Annotated in this window: 14 protein-coding genes; 2 read left to right on the top strand and 12 right to left on the bottom strand. The window is 53.6% G+C overall.

The features are described from left to right. Window positions 1-2: 2 nt before the first annotated feature. From CEK71_RS15800 to CEK71_RS15790, 3 genes are all read right to left on the bottom strand, one after another. The gene (locus CEK71_RS15800; RefSeq protein ID WP_157679308.1) at window positions 3-1,055 is read right to left on the bottom strand and encodes an efflux RND transporter periplasmic adaptor subunit; all 1,053 of its coding nucleotides are present in this window, start codon (window positions 1,053-1,055) and stop codon (window positions 3-5) included. A 349-nt stretch (window positions 1,056-1,404) separates the two neighbouring features. Then, window positions 1,405-3,789, bottom strand: a complete 2,385-nt coding sequence (locus CEK71_RS15795) for a penicillin acylase family protein (RefSeq protein ID WP_088620277.1) — start codon at window positions 3,787-3,789, stop codon at window positions 1,405-1,407. Next, complete coding sequence (locus CEK71_RS15790) at window positions 3,789-5,438, bottom strand: cyclic peptide export ABC transporter (protein ID WP_088620276.1); 1,650 nt, start codon at window positions 5,436-5,438, stop codon at window positions 3,789-3,791. The genes CEK71_RS15795 and CEK71_RS15790 overlap by 1 nt, the downstream gene beginning before the upstream one ends. Before the next feature lie 228 nt (window positions 5,439-5,666). Here CEK71_RS15790 and tnpA point away from each other — a divergent pair, with 228 nt between their 5' ends. Together tnpA and tnpB are read left to right on the top strand one after the other, a co-directional pair. Beyond that, a complete protein-coding gene (gene tnpA / locus CEK71_RS15785; protein WP_088620275.1) occupies window positions 5,667-5,957 on the top strand; it encodes an IS66 family insertion sequence element accessory protein TnpA in 291 nt (96 codons plus the stop codon). Next, window positions 5,945-6,193 carry an IS66 family insertion sequence element accessory protein TnpB gene (gene tnpB / locus CEK71_RS15780; protein WP_157679306.1) on the top strand — a complete coding sequence of 83 codons (249 nt, stop codon included), beginning with the start codon at window positions 5,945-5,947 and terminating at the stop codon, window positions 6,191-6,193. The genes tnpA and tnpB overlap by 13 nt, the downstream gene beginning before the upstream one ends. A 298-nt stretch (window positions 6,194-6,491) precedes the next feature. On the opposite strand, the gene xrtA is transcribed toward tnpB, so the two are convergent. The 9 genes from xrtA to CEK71_RS15735 all read right to left on the bottom strand — a co-directional run bounded on the left by xrtA (window position 6,492) and on the right by CEK71_RS15735 (window position 17,444). Then, a complete protein-coding gene (xrtA, locus tag CEK71_RS15775) occupies window positions 6,492-8,087 on the bottom strand; it encodes an exosortase A (protein ID WP_088620274.1) in 1,596 nt (531 codons plus the stop codon). Beyond that, complete coding sequence (locus CEK71_RS15770; RefSeq protein ID WP_088620273.1) at window positions 8,002-9,393, bottom strand: TIGR03013 family XrtA/PEP-CTERM system glycosyltransferase; 1,392 nt, start codon at window positions 9,391-9,393, stop codon at window positions 8,002-8,004. The genes xrtA and CEK71_RS15770 overlap by 86 nt, the downstream gene beginning before the upstream one ends. Before the next feature lie 36 nt (window positions 9,394-9,429). After that, a complete protein-coding gene (locus CEK71_RS15765) occupies window positions 9,430-10,197 on the bottom strand; it encodes a S1 family peptidase (protein ID WP_088621659.1) in 768 nt (255 codons plus the stop codon). Between the two features lie 182 nt (window positions 10,198-10,379). Next, window positions 10,380-12,227, bottom strand: a complete 1,848-nt coding sequence (locus CEK71_RS15760) for a VWA domain-containing protein (RefSeq protein ID WP_088620272.1) — start codon at window positions 12,225-12,227, stop codon at window positions 10,380-10,382. Next, window positions 12,227-13,201 (bottom strand): vWA domain-containing protein, encoded by a 975-nt coding sequence (locus CEK71_RS15755; protein WP_088620271.1) that lies wholly within the window; start codon window positions 13,199-13,201, stop codon window positions 12,227-12,229. Before CEK71_RS15755 ends, CEK71_RS15760 begins: the two co-directional genes overlap by 1 nt. Beyond that, entirely contained in the window at window positions 13,198-13,704 is a 507-nt protein-coding gene (locus CEK71_RS15750; protein ID WP_088620270.1) for a DUF4381 domain-containing protein, read from the bottom strand. Before CEK71_RS15750 ends, CEK71_RS15755 begins: the two co-directional genes overlap by 4 nt. A 30-nt stretch (window positions 13,705-13,734) precedes the next feature. Next, complete coding sequence (locus tag CEK71_RS15745; protein WP_088620269.1) at window positions 13,735-14,640, bottom strand: DUF58 domain-containing protein; 906 nt, start codon at window positions 14,638-14,640, stop codon at window positions 13,735-13,737. Then, a complete protein-coding gene (locus CEK71_RS15740) occupies window positions 14,640-15,626 on the bottom strand; it encodes an AAA family ATPase (protein ID WP_088620268.1) in 987 nt (328 codons plus the stop codon). The genes CEK71_RS15745 and CEK71_RS15740 overlap by 1 nt, the downstream gene beginning before the upstream one ends. A gap of 237 nt (window positions 15,627-15,863) precedes the next feature. Then, complete coding sequence (locus CEK71_RS15735) at window positions 15,864-17,444, bottom strand: peptide chain release factor 3 (RefSeq protein ID WP_088621658.1); 1,581 nt, start codon at window positions 17,442-17,444, stop codon at window positions 15,864-15,866. Window positions 17,445-17,890 lie beyond the last annotated feature (446 nt).

Raw genomic sequence — 17,890 nt, 5'->3', positions numbered from 1 at the left:
GGTTAGGGTTGCCCCTTGCTGTCGGCCTTAGGGGGAGTGTCGGTTTGCACTGTGACCGGCATCCCGTCATTTAGGCCATATTGCCCTGACACGACAATAGGCGTGTCAGGCGGCAAGGCAATCAGGGCGGGGTGGCCGGGCTGGGCATCAGGTAAGGGCTGAAAATGCGCCATCCCGGCACTGGCGGTAAATACCCCCCATTGTTCACCGCGCTTGAGCAGCGCCTCGGCGGCAAGATGCGGCGCGGGGTTGCGCCACACTAAACGCCCTGCCGCCCCCGGCTCGGCTTTGCGGCCACTAAAATCCAAGCGCACTTCTTGGCTGCCCGTTTCTGGGCGTATAGTCGGCACAATCGTCCGTAAGCGCAATGGATAGTGCTGGCTGTTGTACTCAAACGTTAGGGTTTTGGCTTGGGTTAACGCCGCCACTTCGCGGCTGGGGACTTGTGCCGACACTTCACAATGGCCAGTATCCAATAAGCGCAATAACGGCGTACTGCGGGTGACAAACTGGCCTATGCCTATCAGGCGGGCCGTCACCACGCCAGAAAAGGGAGCTTTGACGCTGCAATGGCCGATTTGCCGGGTGGTGGTGTCGATACGCGCGGCATTTGCCGCCAATTCGCCGCGCAATACCGACAGTTGGGCGCGTTTTTCCTGCACTTGTTCTTGCGGTACGGTTTGCTGCGCCGCCAAGGTTTCGGTTTGTTGCAACTGCCAGCCCGCCAATTCCAGCCGCGCTTGGCTGGCTTGCCGCTCCCCTTGCAAGCGTGTCCGCTCCAACTCAAAATCTTGGCAGGCTAATTGTGCCAACACCTGCCCGGCCTTAACGGCATCGCCGACCCGCACCGCCATCTCGGTAAGCTGTGCGTCGATTTGCGCGGTGATGGGTGCGTCATTGAGGCTGACGGTCATGGCCGGGGCGGCGGATTCGGGATAAACCTCCAGTTGCGCCAACGGCTTGACTGTGACGGCGATAAGGCCTTCGGCCTGCACCTGCGGACACAACACCAGGCTGAGCCAAACAAGGGCAAGCCCTGCGTGAGTAATAGACAATGTGCGGATTCCTGTTGGTTATCAATGCCAGCTATAAGGCTTTAGTGTGCGGATGTAAACGTTAAGAACGCACAGTTAAAGCCGGAGCGTCCGCGCCACTAGATGTAACAAGCTTGAAAAGCTTTACTAAGGGATTTATCCGTGGCTCTTGCTAAGACGCTTAACACCCCAAAAACCTCACGCCGTATTTGCGTTAGGAATGGCTAGGGAATAATTCAGACAAACGCTAAAGGGTACGGGTCTTGGAGCGCGGGCATCTTGCCCGCAAGGGCGGGCAAGATGCCCGCGCTCCAAAAATGAGGATGCTGAAGTTATTTTATGCACGTCCCTTGTCGGTTTGGGCAGATGGTCATTGGGGGCGGTTACTTAGCATCAGCGTGTGCTGCACCGTTCCGGCCAGCAAAGGCAGCGGCAAACCTTGCACCCAAAACGCTTGTTGGTCGCGGTAGTTCGCCGATAAGGGGTGGGCGGATTGGCCGCCGGGCATTTGTAAGATGCCGTCGTCAAGATGGGAGGGGGATACCACCAGCCGTTCGCTGGCCCCAAAACCGGGGCCGTTGGCGCGGACACAACCGCCGCACCCGGCTAAGGGTTGTTCCGGCATGTTCAGCCAGTCGCCGATAATCGGCACGGCACCGAAAGTAGGGTGCAGCAAGCGGGTTTTGTTGATTTTCCCCCAGGTTAATCCGGCCAGTTGGCTGGTTTTGGCTTGGGTCTTAAGCCGTTGCGCACTGTCTTGCAATTGCCCGATGATAAAGTCATCCCAGTTTTTATAGTGCGTCGGGTCGGGCAATAAGGCCGGGCTTTTTTGTTTGAGCAGGGCTTGCAAGGGGGTGTCGACGTAAAGCCAAGAGTAGGAGAAGTTGTTATCGGCGCTTTTGCAGGCATTCAAAAACGGTGTCAGCACGGTTTTGACCAATTGCTTACGGAATTGCTGCAATAAGGCAAAGCCTAGGCTGTCGGTGTCCGCCCGCCCGTCCCACGCCATCAGGTAATCGCGCAGCTCTTGCAGTTCCGGGCGTTGGCGGACGGTCGCCGGGCTTAACAGCCCCAAAGCCAGTTGCTGGTAAAAGCCATAGAGCGCCATTTCCGTATCCCCTTGCAGATTAAACAAAGCCCATTCATTGGTCTCCTGCATTTGTCCTAGCCGTTCGCTGATGCGGTAAGCCCGATTCCCTGGGGCAAATTGGTGGCCGATGATATGGGGATAGTCTTTGCCCAAGCGGCGGTCATTGGCCGACACCAAAAAACCTTGGGCGGGGTCGGTTACGCGGGGTAATTCTTGGGGGTTGACATAACCGTCCCAGCCGACCTTACCGTCTGCCCAAGAGCGGCTCACCGAGCCGTCCATGCCGATGCGGCGGGGGATTTTGCCCATAAGCGTCCAGGCGATATGGCCTTGGTCATCCGCTAACAGCACATTCAGTTGTGGGCCGCCGATAGCGTTGACCACCGCCAGCGCGTCCGGCAGCGTGGCAGTCGGCTCCAAATCCAGCAACCCCAAGCCGAGGTTGTCCGCCTCCAACGCCGTCCAATGGATGGCGACGGGCTTGCCCAATAAGGGTTTAACGGTGACCGGCCCCCACACCGTCATTTGCACATCAAGGTCTTTGGCGGGGGCATCTTTAATAATGATGCGCTCTTGCTTATGGCTAAAGTCTTGCCAATGGTCGCCGACTTTATATTGCCCAGGATTGGCGGGGTTGATCTCCAAACTGACCAAATCTAAAAAATCCCCGGTCAGATTGGTGTTGCCCCAGGCGATATGGCCGTTGCTGCCGGCCACAAACACGGGCGTGCCCGGCAACACTACGCCGACGCTATGGGTGTTGCCGTACTTAAGTTCCGCCCGATACCAAATGTTGGGTACGGACAAGTCCAAGTGCATGTCATTTGCCAAAATCGCCCGCCCGTCTGCCGTCTTTGTGCCGCTGACCGCCCAAGCATTGGAGCCACGGACAAATTCCCGCACCAAGGTCGCATCAGCCTGTGCTGGCGGTGCGGCGGGCAGCAGCAATTTCTCAAGGGCGGCGGTGGGCACAGCTTGGGCAGGCCGCCAAGACGGTTTAGGGTACAGGCTGTCGGTAAAGCGGTCGGTGTCGGGGGTCAGAAACGCCACGACCTCGGCGGGCAAGGTTTGGGTCATCACGCTTAACATGCGCTCTTCCGTTTCGGCCCACGCAGTCAGCATTTCGGACATCCCCAACGCCACCAGCAAACTGTCCGAGGCTTGCCAAGGTTCTGGGCGATAATTCAAGAGGGTGAATTCAAAAGGCAGGGCTTTAGCCTGGCCGATAAAACTGTTCACGCCTTCGGTATAGGCGGCGAGATAACGCTGATGCTCAGGCGGCAGCTTGGCTAACGCGGCTTGGGCAATGTGGGGATAACCATAAATTCTCGCGGCGGTGTCAGCACCGACCGTCATGGCGCCAAATAACTCGGACAGCCGCCCGGCACTTTTACGGCGCAGCAAATCCATCTGGAACAAGCGGTCACGCGCGGTGATAAAGCCTAGGGCGCGTATCGCGTCCAGGCGGTTTTCGGCCTGGATGACCGGGATGGCGTAGCGGTCTGAGGTGATGGTGACGGGGGCGGATAAGGCGGCGACACTTAGGGTACCGGCCAATTCCGGCAGGGATTGCCGCAACAGCCACCAGCCGCCGCCCAAGCCGATAGCGGCCAGTACCACGGCAACGGCCAGAGGATAAACGATAAACCAGCGGCACAGGCGCATTAATACTCCCCAAATTCAACCATTGGACGGGGTGTGGTGACGGGCGGATAGTCGATGGCCTTAATCTGGCCTTCTTCCAGTGTGATGCAGCGGTCGGCCAGATGGAAATAACGGTCATCGTGGGTGATTGCCAACACGGTTTTGCCTTTGGCCTTGAGCTCCGGCAGCAGTTCGGTATAAAAAAGTTCTTTGAATTCGGGGTCTTGGTCGGCCGCCCATTCGTCAAAAATATAAAACGGGCGGTCTTCCAGATACGCCACCAGTAAGGCCAAACGTTTGCATTGACCCTGCGACAAGGCGGTGGTGGAAAACCGTCCGTTATTCAGCGTCAATTTATGCTGCAAATGCAGGCGCTCCAGATAATCCATCAGCTTATAAGTGATTTTGTCGGCATCGAAGCCGAACAACTCGTCGAACAGATAAAAATCGGCAAACACCACAGCAAACTGTTGCAAATAGGCCGCCCGGTTCGCCGCGCTGATGCGGACACCATTATAGCGGATTTCACCCAGTTCAGGATGGTAAAGCCCCATTAACAACATCGCCAAGGTGGTCTTGCCGCTGCCGTTGCCGCCGACCAAAAACACCAGTTCACCGGGCCTAAACTCCAGATTGATGGGGCCTAAGGTAAAACGGCGGTTTTCCTTTTCCCGGTGGAAGCTGTGGGTGACCTCGTCCAAGGTCAAGAACTGGAAGGTGGCCCATTGTTTCGGCAACGGCGCATTAGGTGTGCCCAGCGGTTCAGTTTGCAGCGCTTCCCCCAATTGGGTGATTTTGTCCAGGGCAATCCGTGCCGTCACGAAAGCGGGTAAGCTATGGGTCAAGCCCGCCAGATGGCCAGTCATAAACAGCAACACCAACACATAGCCGCTGACCACCTCCGGCGCGGCCTGATGCCAAATCCCGCCAAACAGGATCAGGCCTATCGCCAGATAATACACGAGAAAAGTGTATTTATTAGCCAGCATAAAGGTGACGTTGGCAAACAGCGTCAGCCGACGGTGGTTTTCCGCGCTGGCCGCCAAGCTTCTAGTCATAAAATCGCGGCTCCGCTCGGCGTGTAATTTCAGTTCTTTGATGCCTTCGGTCAGATGGCGGAAACTTTGCCCCAATTTATCATATTCTTCCCGCGCTTTGACAAAAGCCCGTCCGGGGGTTTGGGTCAACAACCGGTAAGTACCGACCGTAACGATGATAATACCCGTCAACGCCAACGCCATTTGCCAAGACAGCCACGCCAAATAGGCCAGACAACCCACCACGACCGCCCCATGTATGCAAATCTCCGGCAATAACATAAACGCTTGGGAAAGCGTGGCGATATCGGTGGTCAGGTTCGCCAATAATTTGGCCTTGCCGAGTTTTTGCAAATTTGGGTAGGGCGAGCCGAGGATTAATTGGCTGATACGGATGCGCAGCTTGTAGATGGTCGCTTCGCTCAAGCGGCTGGTCAGGCTAAAAGACAGCGTTTCGCTCAGTAAGACCAAGGCGCATAAGCCGACAAACTGCCCTAACAACGCCTCACTGGGCACCGACAAAGCTTGGTTGATGGTCGCTATTAAGGCCGCGCTGCCCAAACCGCTGGTGATGCCGATGATTAATACCCATACTATCGCCTGCCAAGAGGTGCGCCATAAATAACCGAACATAGTGTTTCCTGAGTGGGTTGTTTAATGCTTTGACCAACGCTAAGCACGGGTTAGTTTTGTTAGAACGGGTTTGTTAATGACGTTTTAATGGCCTGTTACCTCACCTGACAATTTTGTCGCAACTATTTATGGCCTGGATTGATGGACAAAACTGTAAACGTCTAACCCAGCCACCTAGGCAAACCTGATACGAACTGTCATCCTTGCCCTTTTATATGGGGAATAACGATGGGATTATCAAAGAAGTGGATGGGGCATATTGAAGCATGGCAGGCCAGCGGCCTGCCGCAAGCGGATTATTGCCGACAACAGCAGCTGAACGCCAAAACCTTTGCGGCACGATTGTGCGAATACCGTCGGGTGCAACCGGCATTGCCGCCTCCGGCCTTCATTCCGGTACAAGTCCAAGTGCCGGCATCCGAACCTTTTGTGCTGCGGCACGCGGGCGGCCACAGCCTTGAGTTGCCGCCGGGCGTATCGGCGGCTTGGCTGGCGGAGCTGTGGCGATGCCTGGGCTGATCCCATGGCCGCCGCACATTTGGTTGGCGGTGTCGCCTGTTGACATGCGCAAGGGCGCCGACGGCCTGTCGGCCATCGTCCAGCAGGCGTTGGGGCATAAGCCGTGCGCGGGCTCCGCGTTCGTATTCCGCAACCGGGCGGGCAACCGCCTGAAGCTGTTGTTGTGGGAAAGCCCCAGTACCCCCCGGCCAGCACGGCCCCCGCCACGGCGGCGGCCAGCACCGGATGTTTTTTGAGCGCGGCCAGCGGGCCGGTTTTGTGGGTCTTTTTCATAATTTAAGGCTGTCCTTGTAGGTTTTATGGCATCGTCCGGGTCGTCAACCCCCTAGGCACGGCCTCGTAGCATTAATTTAATTATCGATAATTAGGCGGATTTTTACAAGCACAAGGAGAATCCTGGCCTAAATTTTCTGGATTTTGCAAAATAGGTTCCGCAGGGAACATCTCATTTTATAGGCTCCCCCGCATCTTTGGCGGCCTATAGGAAAATAGGCGGCGCCCGTTTGTTTTCAGAAGCAGGATATTAGAGCAAGACTATATAGACTGTTGCTTAAGCCAAGCCGTCAAAAAGCCCGTCAATAGCCGCTTGGCAGAAGCTATATCATCATTGTCAGGTTGTACCCAAAGCACCAGCTTGAGTTCAGGGGAGGTATCGCCGCTTAAATGTTTGACCAATTGCCTGGCCTTAACCCAATAGCGGTTATTGCTGATTTCGCCGCTCAGTTGGTAACTGTCCATCACCACCAAGACTTGCCCGCTATTTTCTTTCAAAACCGTCACATTGAGCGTCACTGTCTGCTGGCCTAAAGCAAATGCCAGCGTATCGGTAGCACTGATGCGCAACCGTCTGCTTTCCACGGCGGAAACCAGGGCGTTTTCGGAATTGACCAACTCCGCCCCCTGTTCTTCCTTACCAAAGCTGGCATAATACAGGCCAACACTATTGCCATGGCTATCGCTATAAAATGCTTTGCTATGCTCGGCGGCACGCGGGAATTTCGGCTCCCACAACCATTTAGGATCGGCAGTTTGCCGCCAATCACCCAGTGCTTGGGTTGCCACATAAGCAGGCAAAGCCAATTGCCCTTGTTTGTCGAGCAAAGTAGCCGCTAATGGCTGCCAGATGCCAAATCCCGCCAGCAACAGCACACTGACCGCCAATTGTTGCGGCGTACTGGAAACACTCGCTTTTCTAGGAACAATGGCAATCGGGGTAAATGGCGGATCCCGCCAAAACGAGCCCAAATAAAATAGCAGCAGCATCACCACACCAAAAAATACCCCCCCATAAACCAGATGGTCAACCCCGACCGCCAGCGTCATGTCGCTCAAATGTCCGATCATGACAATCATATAGGCACGGAAGCCGTTGGCAACAATCGGCACGACCACGCTTAACAGCATGAACAAGACACGTTTCCAATAGTGGCTGTAATTCAGATAGGCAAACACAAAGCCCAAAGTGACGGAGGCAATCAGATAACTGATGCCGCTACAGGCCTCAATGACCGACCAACTCCCCGAAGTCAAGGTAAAATAATGGCCGTCACGATAGACCGGCAAACCGGTCAAGCGGATCAGCTTCACGGTAAAGGTCGTAGTAAATTCTATCAGGGCAGGAATCAACTCCTCACCCATGGGCACCATAAAAAATAGGAACAGCAAGGGGAAAGACAGGCTCAACGTCACCGTATGACCTAATACCACCCAAATCCCCGCCACCAGCATCGCCACAGCCGCCACTTGTTTAATGATCACAATATGGCTCAGGTCGCCGCACAACCACAAAAAGCCTCCGGCCAAAACCGCCAGCAATGGGCTATAAGCGACTGTCGGCACTAACCGGAGATAATAATCGCGGCGCGACCAAATCAGCCAAAGACTAATCGGAACGATGACAAAGCCATGGGTATAGGTCTTAGAGCGTGCCCAAATTTCAATGATTGACGACCAAGTACCAAAAAAACAGCCACCCGATAACAGCACTAACAACAGCAAATAGCCTAAGGTACGGCTCCAGCCGTTCGGTAAATGACGGAGGCTATTAGCGTGCGCCCTTACCCCATAAAACCACTTCGACGGTATTGAACATAATAGATAAGTCCAAGAATAAGCTGTAGTTTTTGACATAGTACAAATCGTATTGAAGTTTTTGGATAGTATCGTTTTCATTTGCACCGTAGGGGTAACATAACTGCGCCCATCCAGTGATACCCGGTTTAACACGATGCCGTTCCCGATAATAAGGAATTCTTTCTTCAAAACCATAGACAAATTCAGGCCGTTCCGGACGGGGGCCGACAAAGCTCATTTGGCCATTAAAGACATTAAAAATCTGCGGCAATTCATCAATGCGGCACTTTCTGATAAACGCCCCCACCCGGGTGACGCGGCTATCTTGAGCCTGCGCCCACTGTGCCCCATCTTTTTCGGCATCGGTGCGCATACTGCGGAATTTTAACACCTCGAAATTTTTATTGTCCTCACCGACACGCACCTGCCGATACAATATCGGCCCTGCGCAGCCACTTTCAAGATAAATGGCCAAGGCGGTGATTAACATCGCCGGCCAAGTGACCAGCAACAGCAACGTGCTGGCAAACAAATCAAACAGCCTTTTTTCTAGTGCCCTGAAACCGCCTTGGGTAAATCCGTCGCAAAAAATCAGCCAACCCGGATAGGTGTTTTCCAGCGAAATAATACCTTGCTCCCGCTCGTAAAAGTTGACCATATCAATAACCCTCAGGCCTGACATCTTACAGTCCAACAAACCCTTCAAGGGCATAAAGCGGCGGTTATCATCTAAGGCCACCACCAACTCGTCGGCCCTTAGGTTTTCGGCGATCGCACGGATATTAACGCTGTCGGAATAGATCAACTGCTGGCTATCGACCTGCACATCCTCGCCCGGCAAACTGACAAATCCCACCACCACAAAGCCTTTATGGATAAACGAATTATTGATTTCGCCCAATTTACTGGCTTTAATGCCGCTGCCGATCACCAACATGCGTTTTTTAAACTTTTCCAAATTGGCAAATTTATAAAAAAACTCGCGGGTCACCACCATACCGACCAATGCCAACACCATAGCGATAGCCAAAACGCTACGCCCTATTAACAAGGTAGGAATAAAATAATAAATGACAATCAGGGCCAGCAATGCCAAAACAAAGCTGGCGCTAGTACGCGCCAATAAATTGTAGTCCTGCAAACTTAAACTACGCCGGTACAAGCCCATCGCCGAGCAGGACAAGGTCATGGTAGCGGCAAAAATAGCACTGGAAATAAGACTTTCCTCAACACTATACCAGTCTGGGCCAGCCAGAAAACGGATGCCGATACCAAAATACATAGCAGCGAAAAATACCAAGGACTCAATTATCAGCAAAGACAAATAAGCCCTAGAGATATAATGTCGGAATATACGGATCACAATTCTACCTTTTTCAAAAATCGCACGGCCAAAAAATCAACGCAACTGCTTATCTTTAAGCAAATTATCCAAATGGGTGACAGGGATAGCATAACTGATGCCGCTAGGATGGGAGAGCACGCTCTCCTTGCTTTCTTGGACAAACACCTTATCGATCACCCCGACCACCTTGCCGCTATCCGCATCATAAAGCGGACTGCCGCTGTTGCCCGGATAGGCGGTCGCATCCAACTGAAACACCTTATAAGGCGTTTCCAAACGCGAAATCAGCTTCGGATTAATTTGTCCGGCGTTTATGGTCGGGATTACATTGGGCGTAATAGCAGAAATCATGCCCCTATGCGTTACCGGAAACAAACCCAGCACCATACCGATGGGATAGCCGGTAAACGCATAAACTTGCCCTTCCCTGACGGCGGCGGCATCACCTAATGGCAGCGCGGTTAAGGTTGCGCTAATTTTTAACACTGCCAAATCATGCGCCTTATCGGTAGCGGCCACGGTGGCGGGCAGCATCCGCTCTTCATCGCCTTGGCGATAAAAAACAGCCACTTCTTCAAGATGCTCGCGATCTAACAGTTCCGGGATGACATGTGCATTAGTGACCACCAGATTACCCGGCGCTATCACAAATCCCGTTCCCATAAAGCTGGCCCGCGGGTTGCGTTTAGGCAAGTAAGTGCCTACCGCCACAATGCCGGGCTTTATTTTCGCCAAGGTATCGGGTAACTTTGACTCCGCCTGCACGGTAGCCGCGCCCACCGCCAGCCAGCCGCTTAACAATACGCCCAGTAACTTTATCATAGTGTGACCTATTTCATCTTTTAAAAACGGATAATAATTGCCCATTTTTTTGGGTATTATTAACTTGAATTCACTGCCTATAAGCGTTCGGGGCAGTATAAAGGTTGCAGATGGTCGTTTAATGACAAACTTTGTCAGAAAAACGCAAAGCTGGGGACGCACTTTCACAAAGGGCGGATACCTTACCATTCTTTTTCAGGCAGAGTGCTTGGCTGCCCGCCACGACCGTATTGATATTTGAATTTGCGTTTTAACAATCCCGCCGGATCATCAGGAATACGCTTTAGCCACTGCTCCTCAGCTTGGTGTTGCTCGGCCGATTCGACCGAGCCAAGATCTTTGGCCTGTTTAGACTGCTCGGCATCCGGTTTAGGCGCCGCTGCTTTTGAGTCTGGCACAGTTTGCCCTTTAGCATCCTGGTTAGGGCTTTTTTGCGGCTTTTGGTCTGGCTGCCCAACTTCTGGCTGGTCTGGGTGTTCCGGCTTTTGCGGCGGCTTTTGTTCGTTCTCGGTGCTGCCTTGCTTTTCTTGTCCTTGATCTTGACTTTGTTCTTGATTCTGGCCTTGGCTTTGGCTTTGCTGGGATTTATCTTGTGGTGACGATTGGCCGTCCTGCTTATCCTGCTTATCCTGCTTATCCTGCGGGTTCTCTGGCTTAAGTTTAGCCAATTCTTTGGCCACCAGATCCTTAGCATAGAGGGTATCGGCATCATCAGGCTTGATGGCTAAGGCTTGCTCATAAGATTTAAGGGCGGCTTCCAATTGCCCTGATTGCGCCAGCGCATTGCCTAAATTATAAAAATAATCGGCATTACCCGCTTGCGGGTCGGCCTGGTAAGCCTCCACCGCCTTATCGTATTCCCCGGCCTGATAATGTGCCGCCGCTTGCCATTGCTTATCGGTAAATTGCCGGGCGGCTTCCGAATAATGCTGTTGCCGATACTGCGCTTGTGCCTGTTGGTCAGGGCTTTGCCATGCATCTTGCCAGCCGCCCGCATAACTGTTTTGCGGCAGGGGCAACAGTGCCAACATACCGATAGCCAACACACCTTTCCTAAAACCTAAGGCCACCACCGGCAAAATCAACAATAACAGCCATGGCCCCTTATCATCCCAGACCGGAATGGTACCGTTACTGGCTTTACCATCCTGTTGGCTGGCTTGTCCTAACAACGCCTGCAAATTCTTAATGTCGCCGTCATCAGCACTGATGGTCTGATAAATGCCCTGCCCGGCTTGCGCCAACTCCGCCAGTGGCCCCGCCGCCAATTTTGGGATAATAATCCCGCCTTGCCGGTCTTTGACAAAACCGCCGCCCGCCTCTGGAATCGGTGCGCCATCCGGCGTACCCACCCCTAATACCGACAACTGATAACCGCTTAAGGCCTTGACCATTTGTGGGATAGTACGTCCGTCAATGCCGTCGGTGACCAGAACAATCTGCCCTTTTGGCAAACCAGCCTGCTTAAGCAATTCGACCGCCTTAGCGATTGCCGCTGGCGTATCGCTGCCCGCACTGGGCATAATGTCCGTAGTTAAGGCCGACAATTGGCTGGCGATAGTCTGGACATCATCCGTCAGAGGAGTCACCGTAAAAGCTGCCCCCGCATACACCAGCAACGCGGTCTGCCCGTCTTGGCGCTGCTTTAACAAATCGGCGATTTTGTAACGCGCCCTCACCAAACGGCTGGGCTTAATGTCTTGGGCATCCATAGACAACGACAAATCCAAGGCAATCACCACCGCAGAGGCATTTCTGAACACCGGCATAGGCAATTGCCGCCATGTCGGCCCCGCTAAGGCAAACACCGCCAAAACGCCCGCCAAAACGCCCGCACCGAATAAGCCTTTGGCTGGCTGCACGGCCTTATGCTGCAACAAATACGGTAACAAAGCTTCATCACAAACCGCCGACCAAAGCCCTTGCTGCAATTTGCTGCGCCACAACAAAACCGCCAACGCCATAACCGGCAATAACGCCAACAACAGCCAAGGCCTAATAAAATGCAAAGCCGCCCAATCCCAATCCATCACAACCTCACCCGCCGGACACACAACCCCGCCGCCAACGCCAACGCAAAGCCCAGAGGCCAATAAAACAGTTCGCTGTGTGGCCGATAATACTGCTTGTCTTTTTCGACCGGTTCCAAATCATCCAGCAAGCGGTAAATATTGTTCAGCTCATCGGTGTTACGCGCCCGAAAATACCGCCCGCCCGTGCTTTCGGCAATTTTTACCAAGGTACCCTCGTCCAAATCTGTCGACGGGTTCACTTTACGGCTGCCAAACCAACTGCGCACCAGCATTTCATCCGCACCGATACCAATCGTATAAATCTTCAAATGTTTCGATTCCGCCAGTTGCGCCGCCTTTAACGGCGAAACTTCACCCGCCGTATTGGCACCGTCGGTCATCAGCACCAAAACACGGCTATTTTCCGGCTGCTGACCCAATCGCTTGACCGCCAAACCAATGGCATCGCCGATAGCGGTATTATCGCCTGCCAAACCCAATTGCGCCTCGTCCAACAAGGTCATGACCGTTTTTCTGTCAAAGGTCAGCGGGGTTTGCAAATACGCTTGGCTACCGAACAAAATCAAGCCGATACGGTCGCCAACCCGACGGTTGATAAAATCATTCGCCACCGACTTAGCGGCAGTCAACCGATCGACCGGCTCCTTATTCAAAATAAAATCCTGCGCCTCCATACTGCCGGACAAATCCACCGCCAGCATCAAATCCCGGCCACTGACCGCCTGTTCAATCGGCTCGCCCAACCACTGCGGACGGGCGCAGGCCAACACTAACAGACCCCAAGCCACTGCCGCCAACCACAACGGCCATTTTTTTTGGCTAATGACTAAGGTATGCCCATCGTCGAAGTCTTCCAGAAACGGGACTTTCAAGGCCGCCTGCTCCAATACCCGATGACTGGGCAGCAACCAATAGACCGCTAGCGGCACGGGTAAGGCCAACAATAACCAAGGCCATTCCAAATGGATCATAAGGATTTTTTTTGTCGTTTGGCGCGGCGGTAGGCTGGGACACAGTCTTTCAGCCAAGCCTCGCAAAGGGTGAAAAGTTGCGCTATCTGGGCATCGCCCAGAACGCTGCGCCGATAAGGGCCATCGGCAAGAGCCGCCCCGACCCCTAAACTAAAAGGCGCGTCGGGCAAACCTTGGTCGAGAAACGCCAACCACCGCGCTCCGGTTAACCCCGCGACTTGGCTAGGGTCAGGCGCGATACTGATCGCCACTCGCCTTAGCAAGACGGACAGTTCGCGTAATTTTTGGCCATTATCCAAGTCAGGATTCTGTTTTAGTGCCGCCAGCAGTTTTTTCGCGGTTTTAACCGCCGTTTGGCGGGTCAACCGCCGATACCAGGCAAACAAGAGCGCCGGCACCAACACAGCGGCGGCCGCCACCAGCCACCAGCCCCAAGCGGGCGGCCACCATGACAGGGCTTCGGGCAAATGTAGCCCTTTCAGTTCCAATTGCGTAGGCTGCATAATAGGCTCAGGAAAAAACCAACAGGAAAATCATCGTAAACAGGCTAGCGGGTCGTCGGTGGTACTGCATTGGATTAAGGCCAAACCGGGCTTTTTTGCCAATTGTTCCAAGCGCTGTTGGCGGTCGGCAAAATGCTGCTGATAAGCCTGCAAACGCGGGCTATCGGCACTGTCGATAACGACTTCGCGGACTTGGTCGGTAAAGCGGTAACGGCCTTGATAAGTGGGCAGGGCTTTTTCCAGCGCGTCATAAACAAATACCAGCACCACATCGCAATGCTCCGACAATTTGGCGAGATGAATCTCCGCCTTCGCATCCAAGCCGCGAAAATCACTGATAACATACACCAAGCTGCCCGGGCGGGCATGATGGGTGAGCCGTGCCAACACCTGCTCCAGCGAGACAATCGCCGCACTCGCCCCACAAGTGCCTTTCACCAGCAAATCCAAAAACCGCAATACCGCTGGCCGCCCGTTTTGCGGCTTCAGTTCGCAGCAAAACTGCTCGGTAAACAACTGCCCGCCTATCCTGTCGCCTTGCTGCTGTGCCGTCCAAGCCAACAGCCCCGCCAATTTAGCGGCCAAAACCGATTTAAACACGCCTCGCGTGGCAAAGTGCATCGCCGCACGGTTATCCACGGAAATAAATACCGGTTTTTCACGCTCTTCACGGAAGACTTTGGTATGGGTCGTCCCTGTCCGTGCCGTCACCCGCCAATCGATGCTACGGATATCATCACCCGCCTGATAAATTCTCGCCTCTTCAAACTCCATACCCCGGCCTTTAAAGCGCGACACATAACCGCCGCTTTGGCGGGCCCGAAACTGCGGATGGTGCAGCTTAATGCGCACGGCAAAGCCCGCCAGCTCAATAAGGCTGGTTAGGGTAACGGTTACCCTAGGCTCGACCGTGCTGGGAAAGGCTTTGCTTATCATCAAGGGACAGGGATTCTGGCAATCAGTTCGGCAATCAGGCCATCGGTGGTCACGCCTTCAGCCTCGGCTTCATAAGATAAAATCAAGCGGTGGCGCAACACATCAAAAGCCATACCCTGAATATCTTCCGGGGCGACGTAATCACGTTGCGCCAGCCAGGCCTTGGCCCTGGCACAACGGTCTAGGGCAATGCTGGCACGTGGGCTAGCCCCGTATTGCAGCCAGCCGGCCAAATCATCACCGTATGCCTGCGGATTGCGCGTCGCCAAAATAATTTGCAACAGATAGGCTTCCAAATTGTCCGCCATGTACAAGTCCAGCACTTCGTTGCGGGCGGTAAACAACAGTTCTTGGCTGAGGGGGGCAAACACTGCCGCCTTACGGGTGGCGACGGCTTGCCGCGCCTCTGCCCGCACCAAATGCAAGATCGCCTTTTCATGCTCGGCACTGGGATAATCCACCTTCACATGCAGCAAAAAGCGGTCTAATTGCGCTTCTGGTAACGGATAAGTACCTTCCTGCTCAATCGGGTTTTGGGTCGCCATCACCATAAACAACATCGGCAAGGGATAAGTGGCTTTGCCGACGGTAATTTGCCGCTCCGCCATCGCCTCCAACAAAGCCGCCTGTACTTTAGCGGGGGCGCGGTTGATTTCATCGGCCAAAATCAGGTTATGGAATAACGGGCCTTTTTGGAATTCAAACGTGCCTTGTTGCGGGCGGTAGATTTCTGTACCGGTCAAATCGGCGGGCAACAAATCCGGGGTAAACTGCACCCGATGGAAATCGCCTTGGATACCTTTGCTCAGGACATTAACCGCGCGGGTCTTGGCAAGCCCCGGCGCACCTTCGACCAGAATATGGCCATCCGCCAGCAAAGCCACCAGCATCCTTTCAACCAGCACCTCCTGACCGATCACCTGCTGGTTAATAAAATCTTTTAACCCGCCTACTGCGGCTTGTGCATCACTGTTTTGTTCAGACATAAGGGTTCAGTCATTGTTAAGAAAATAAGGGCGGCGGATAGCGTTTAAATCCCTTAACCCAAAATCGGGTTTTCAGATTACTTAGGAATGTGCATGTATAATCTCGGCATAACCGTAAAGCGGTCGCCTCTTTGGAGGGCGGGCAAGATGCCCGCCCCCTCTAAAGCACTATTTAGCCATAAGCGCGGCATAACCGCCTAGTTTTGGGCATTTTCATATTTTTCAAGCCCCCTACCCTTACAATTCACGGGTCGAGCTAAACCTAATATCCGGCCAACGCTCTTCGGTCAGTTGCAGGTTGACGCGGCTGTTCGCCACATAGACCAAATAGCCGCCGCCATCTTCGGCCAGATTGTCAAAGGCCTTTTTCTTAAACTCTTCAAGCTTGGCGGCATTATCCGAACTGACCCAACGCACCGTGGAAATCGGCACAGCATCGTAAACGCATTCGACATTATATTCCGCTTTCAGGCGGAACGCCGTCACATCAAACTGCAACACCCCCACCGCGCCTAAGATCAGGTCATTATTTTTTAAAGGCCGGAATAACTGCGTCGCCCCTTCTTCGGTCAACTGCACCAAACCCTTTTGTAAGGCTTTGGCGCGTAACGGGTCTTTCAGCACCACGCGGCGGAACAATTCCGGGGCAAAATACGGGATGCCGCCATATTTCAAAACCTCGCCTTGGGTAAAGGTGTCGCCGACTTGGATAGTACCATGGTTATGCAGGCCGATAATATCGCCAGGATAGGCTTCTTCGACACTTTTGCGCGTGTCGGCTTGGAAGGTGATGGCATTGGATACCTGCACCGATTTGCCCAAACGGACATGATGGATTTTCATGCCCTTGTCGAATTTGCCCGAACACACCCGCAAAAACGCCACCCGGTCACGGTGCGCAGGATCCATATTGGCCTGCACCTTAAAAACAAAGCCGCTAAACTTATCCTCATCGGGCGCGACGCTGCGTTGCTCAGCTTCGCGGGGCCGGGGCGACGGCGCGTATTCAGCAAACGCGTCCAACAATTCCAAAATCCCGAAATTATTGATCGCCGAACCAAAAAATACCGGACTCAGCTTGCCCGCCAAATAAGCCTCCAACGCAAACTCATGGCTGGCCCCTTTGACCAACTCAATTTCATCGCGCAACTCCGCCGCCTGATCGCCCAGCAACGCGTCGAGTTTGCTGTTATGCAAGCCTTTGATGACCTCAGCCTCGGCAATCCGCCCGCCATGCTGGGCACTGAACAAATGGATTTCGTCCTTATATAAATGATAAACGCCTTTAAAGCGTTTGCCCATACCAATCGGCCAGGTAATCGGGGCGCATTGGATCTTCAGCACGTTCTCCACTTCGTCCATCAGCTCTATCGGCTCGCGGCCTTCACGGTCAAGCTTATTGATGAAGGTCAGGATAGGCGTGGTACGCAAACGGCACACTTCCATCAGATTGATCGTCCGCTCCTCAACCCCTTTCGCCACGTCGATGACCATCAGCGCCGAGTCCACCGCCGTCAGGGTGCGGTAAGTGTCTTCCGAAAAGTCTTCATGGCCGGGTGTGTCCAGCAAATTGATAATGGCATTGTTATGCTCAAACTGCATCACCGACGTGGTGACCGAAATGCCCCGCTCCTTTTCCATTTCCATCCAGTCAGACGTGGCATGACGCGCCGCTTTGCGGCCTTTGACCGAACCCGCCAACTGGATCGCGCCACCGAACAGCAAGAGCTTTTCGGTAATCGTGGTCTTGCCTGCGTCAGGGTGGGAAATAATGGCGAAAGTGCGCCGCCGTTGAAGTTCTGAACGTATTTCTGACATGCCTTGTTTGACTGTTTTAATGCGGAAATAACGGATTATAACTGATTCGCCCGTCCGTGTGGGGGGATTATCTTCATCTACGTCAAAACCACCCCGCCCTGGCCTGGCCTGGCCTGGCCTGCCCACCGCCCTACCATCCATTACTGATTGTCGGCACACTTGACAGCGGGGTCGCCTGCTTAACCATACCTTGCCCTGCTTGCCGGAGACTGTCAGGTTTATTTACATGACACAGCACCATACTTCAGAATCCACTACCAGTACCCCCCCGACAAATTGATCCATACCACTTCCTACCCTTAAATGCTAACCCGCTTACCAAAGCATGAAACGGTTTGGCACACTAACCCCTTCGCTTTCGCCAATAGATCCAACCCGCTTAACGTCCTTAATTCTTCATGGCATTTAAGGACGGATGTATACAAAAATCCGCCTATCAGGCAATT

Source organism: Methylovulum psychrotolerans (assembly GCF_002209385.1).
Taxonomy (GTDB): Bacteria; Pseudomonadota; Gammaproteobacteria; order Methylococcales; family Methylomonadaceae; genus Methylovulum; species Methylovulum psychrotolerans.
The sequence above is the reverse complement of the archived record's forward strand: the minus strand, read 5'-3'. Positions and strand labels throughout refer to the sequence as shown.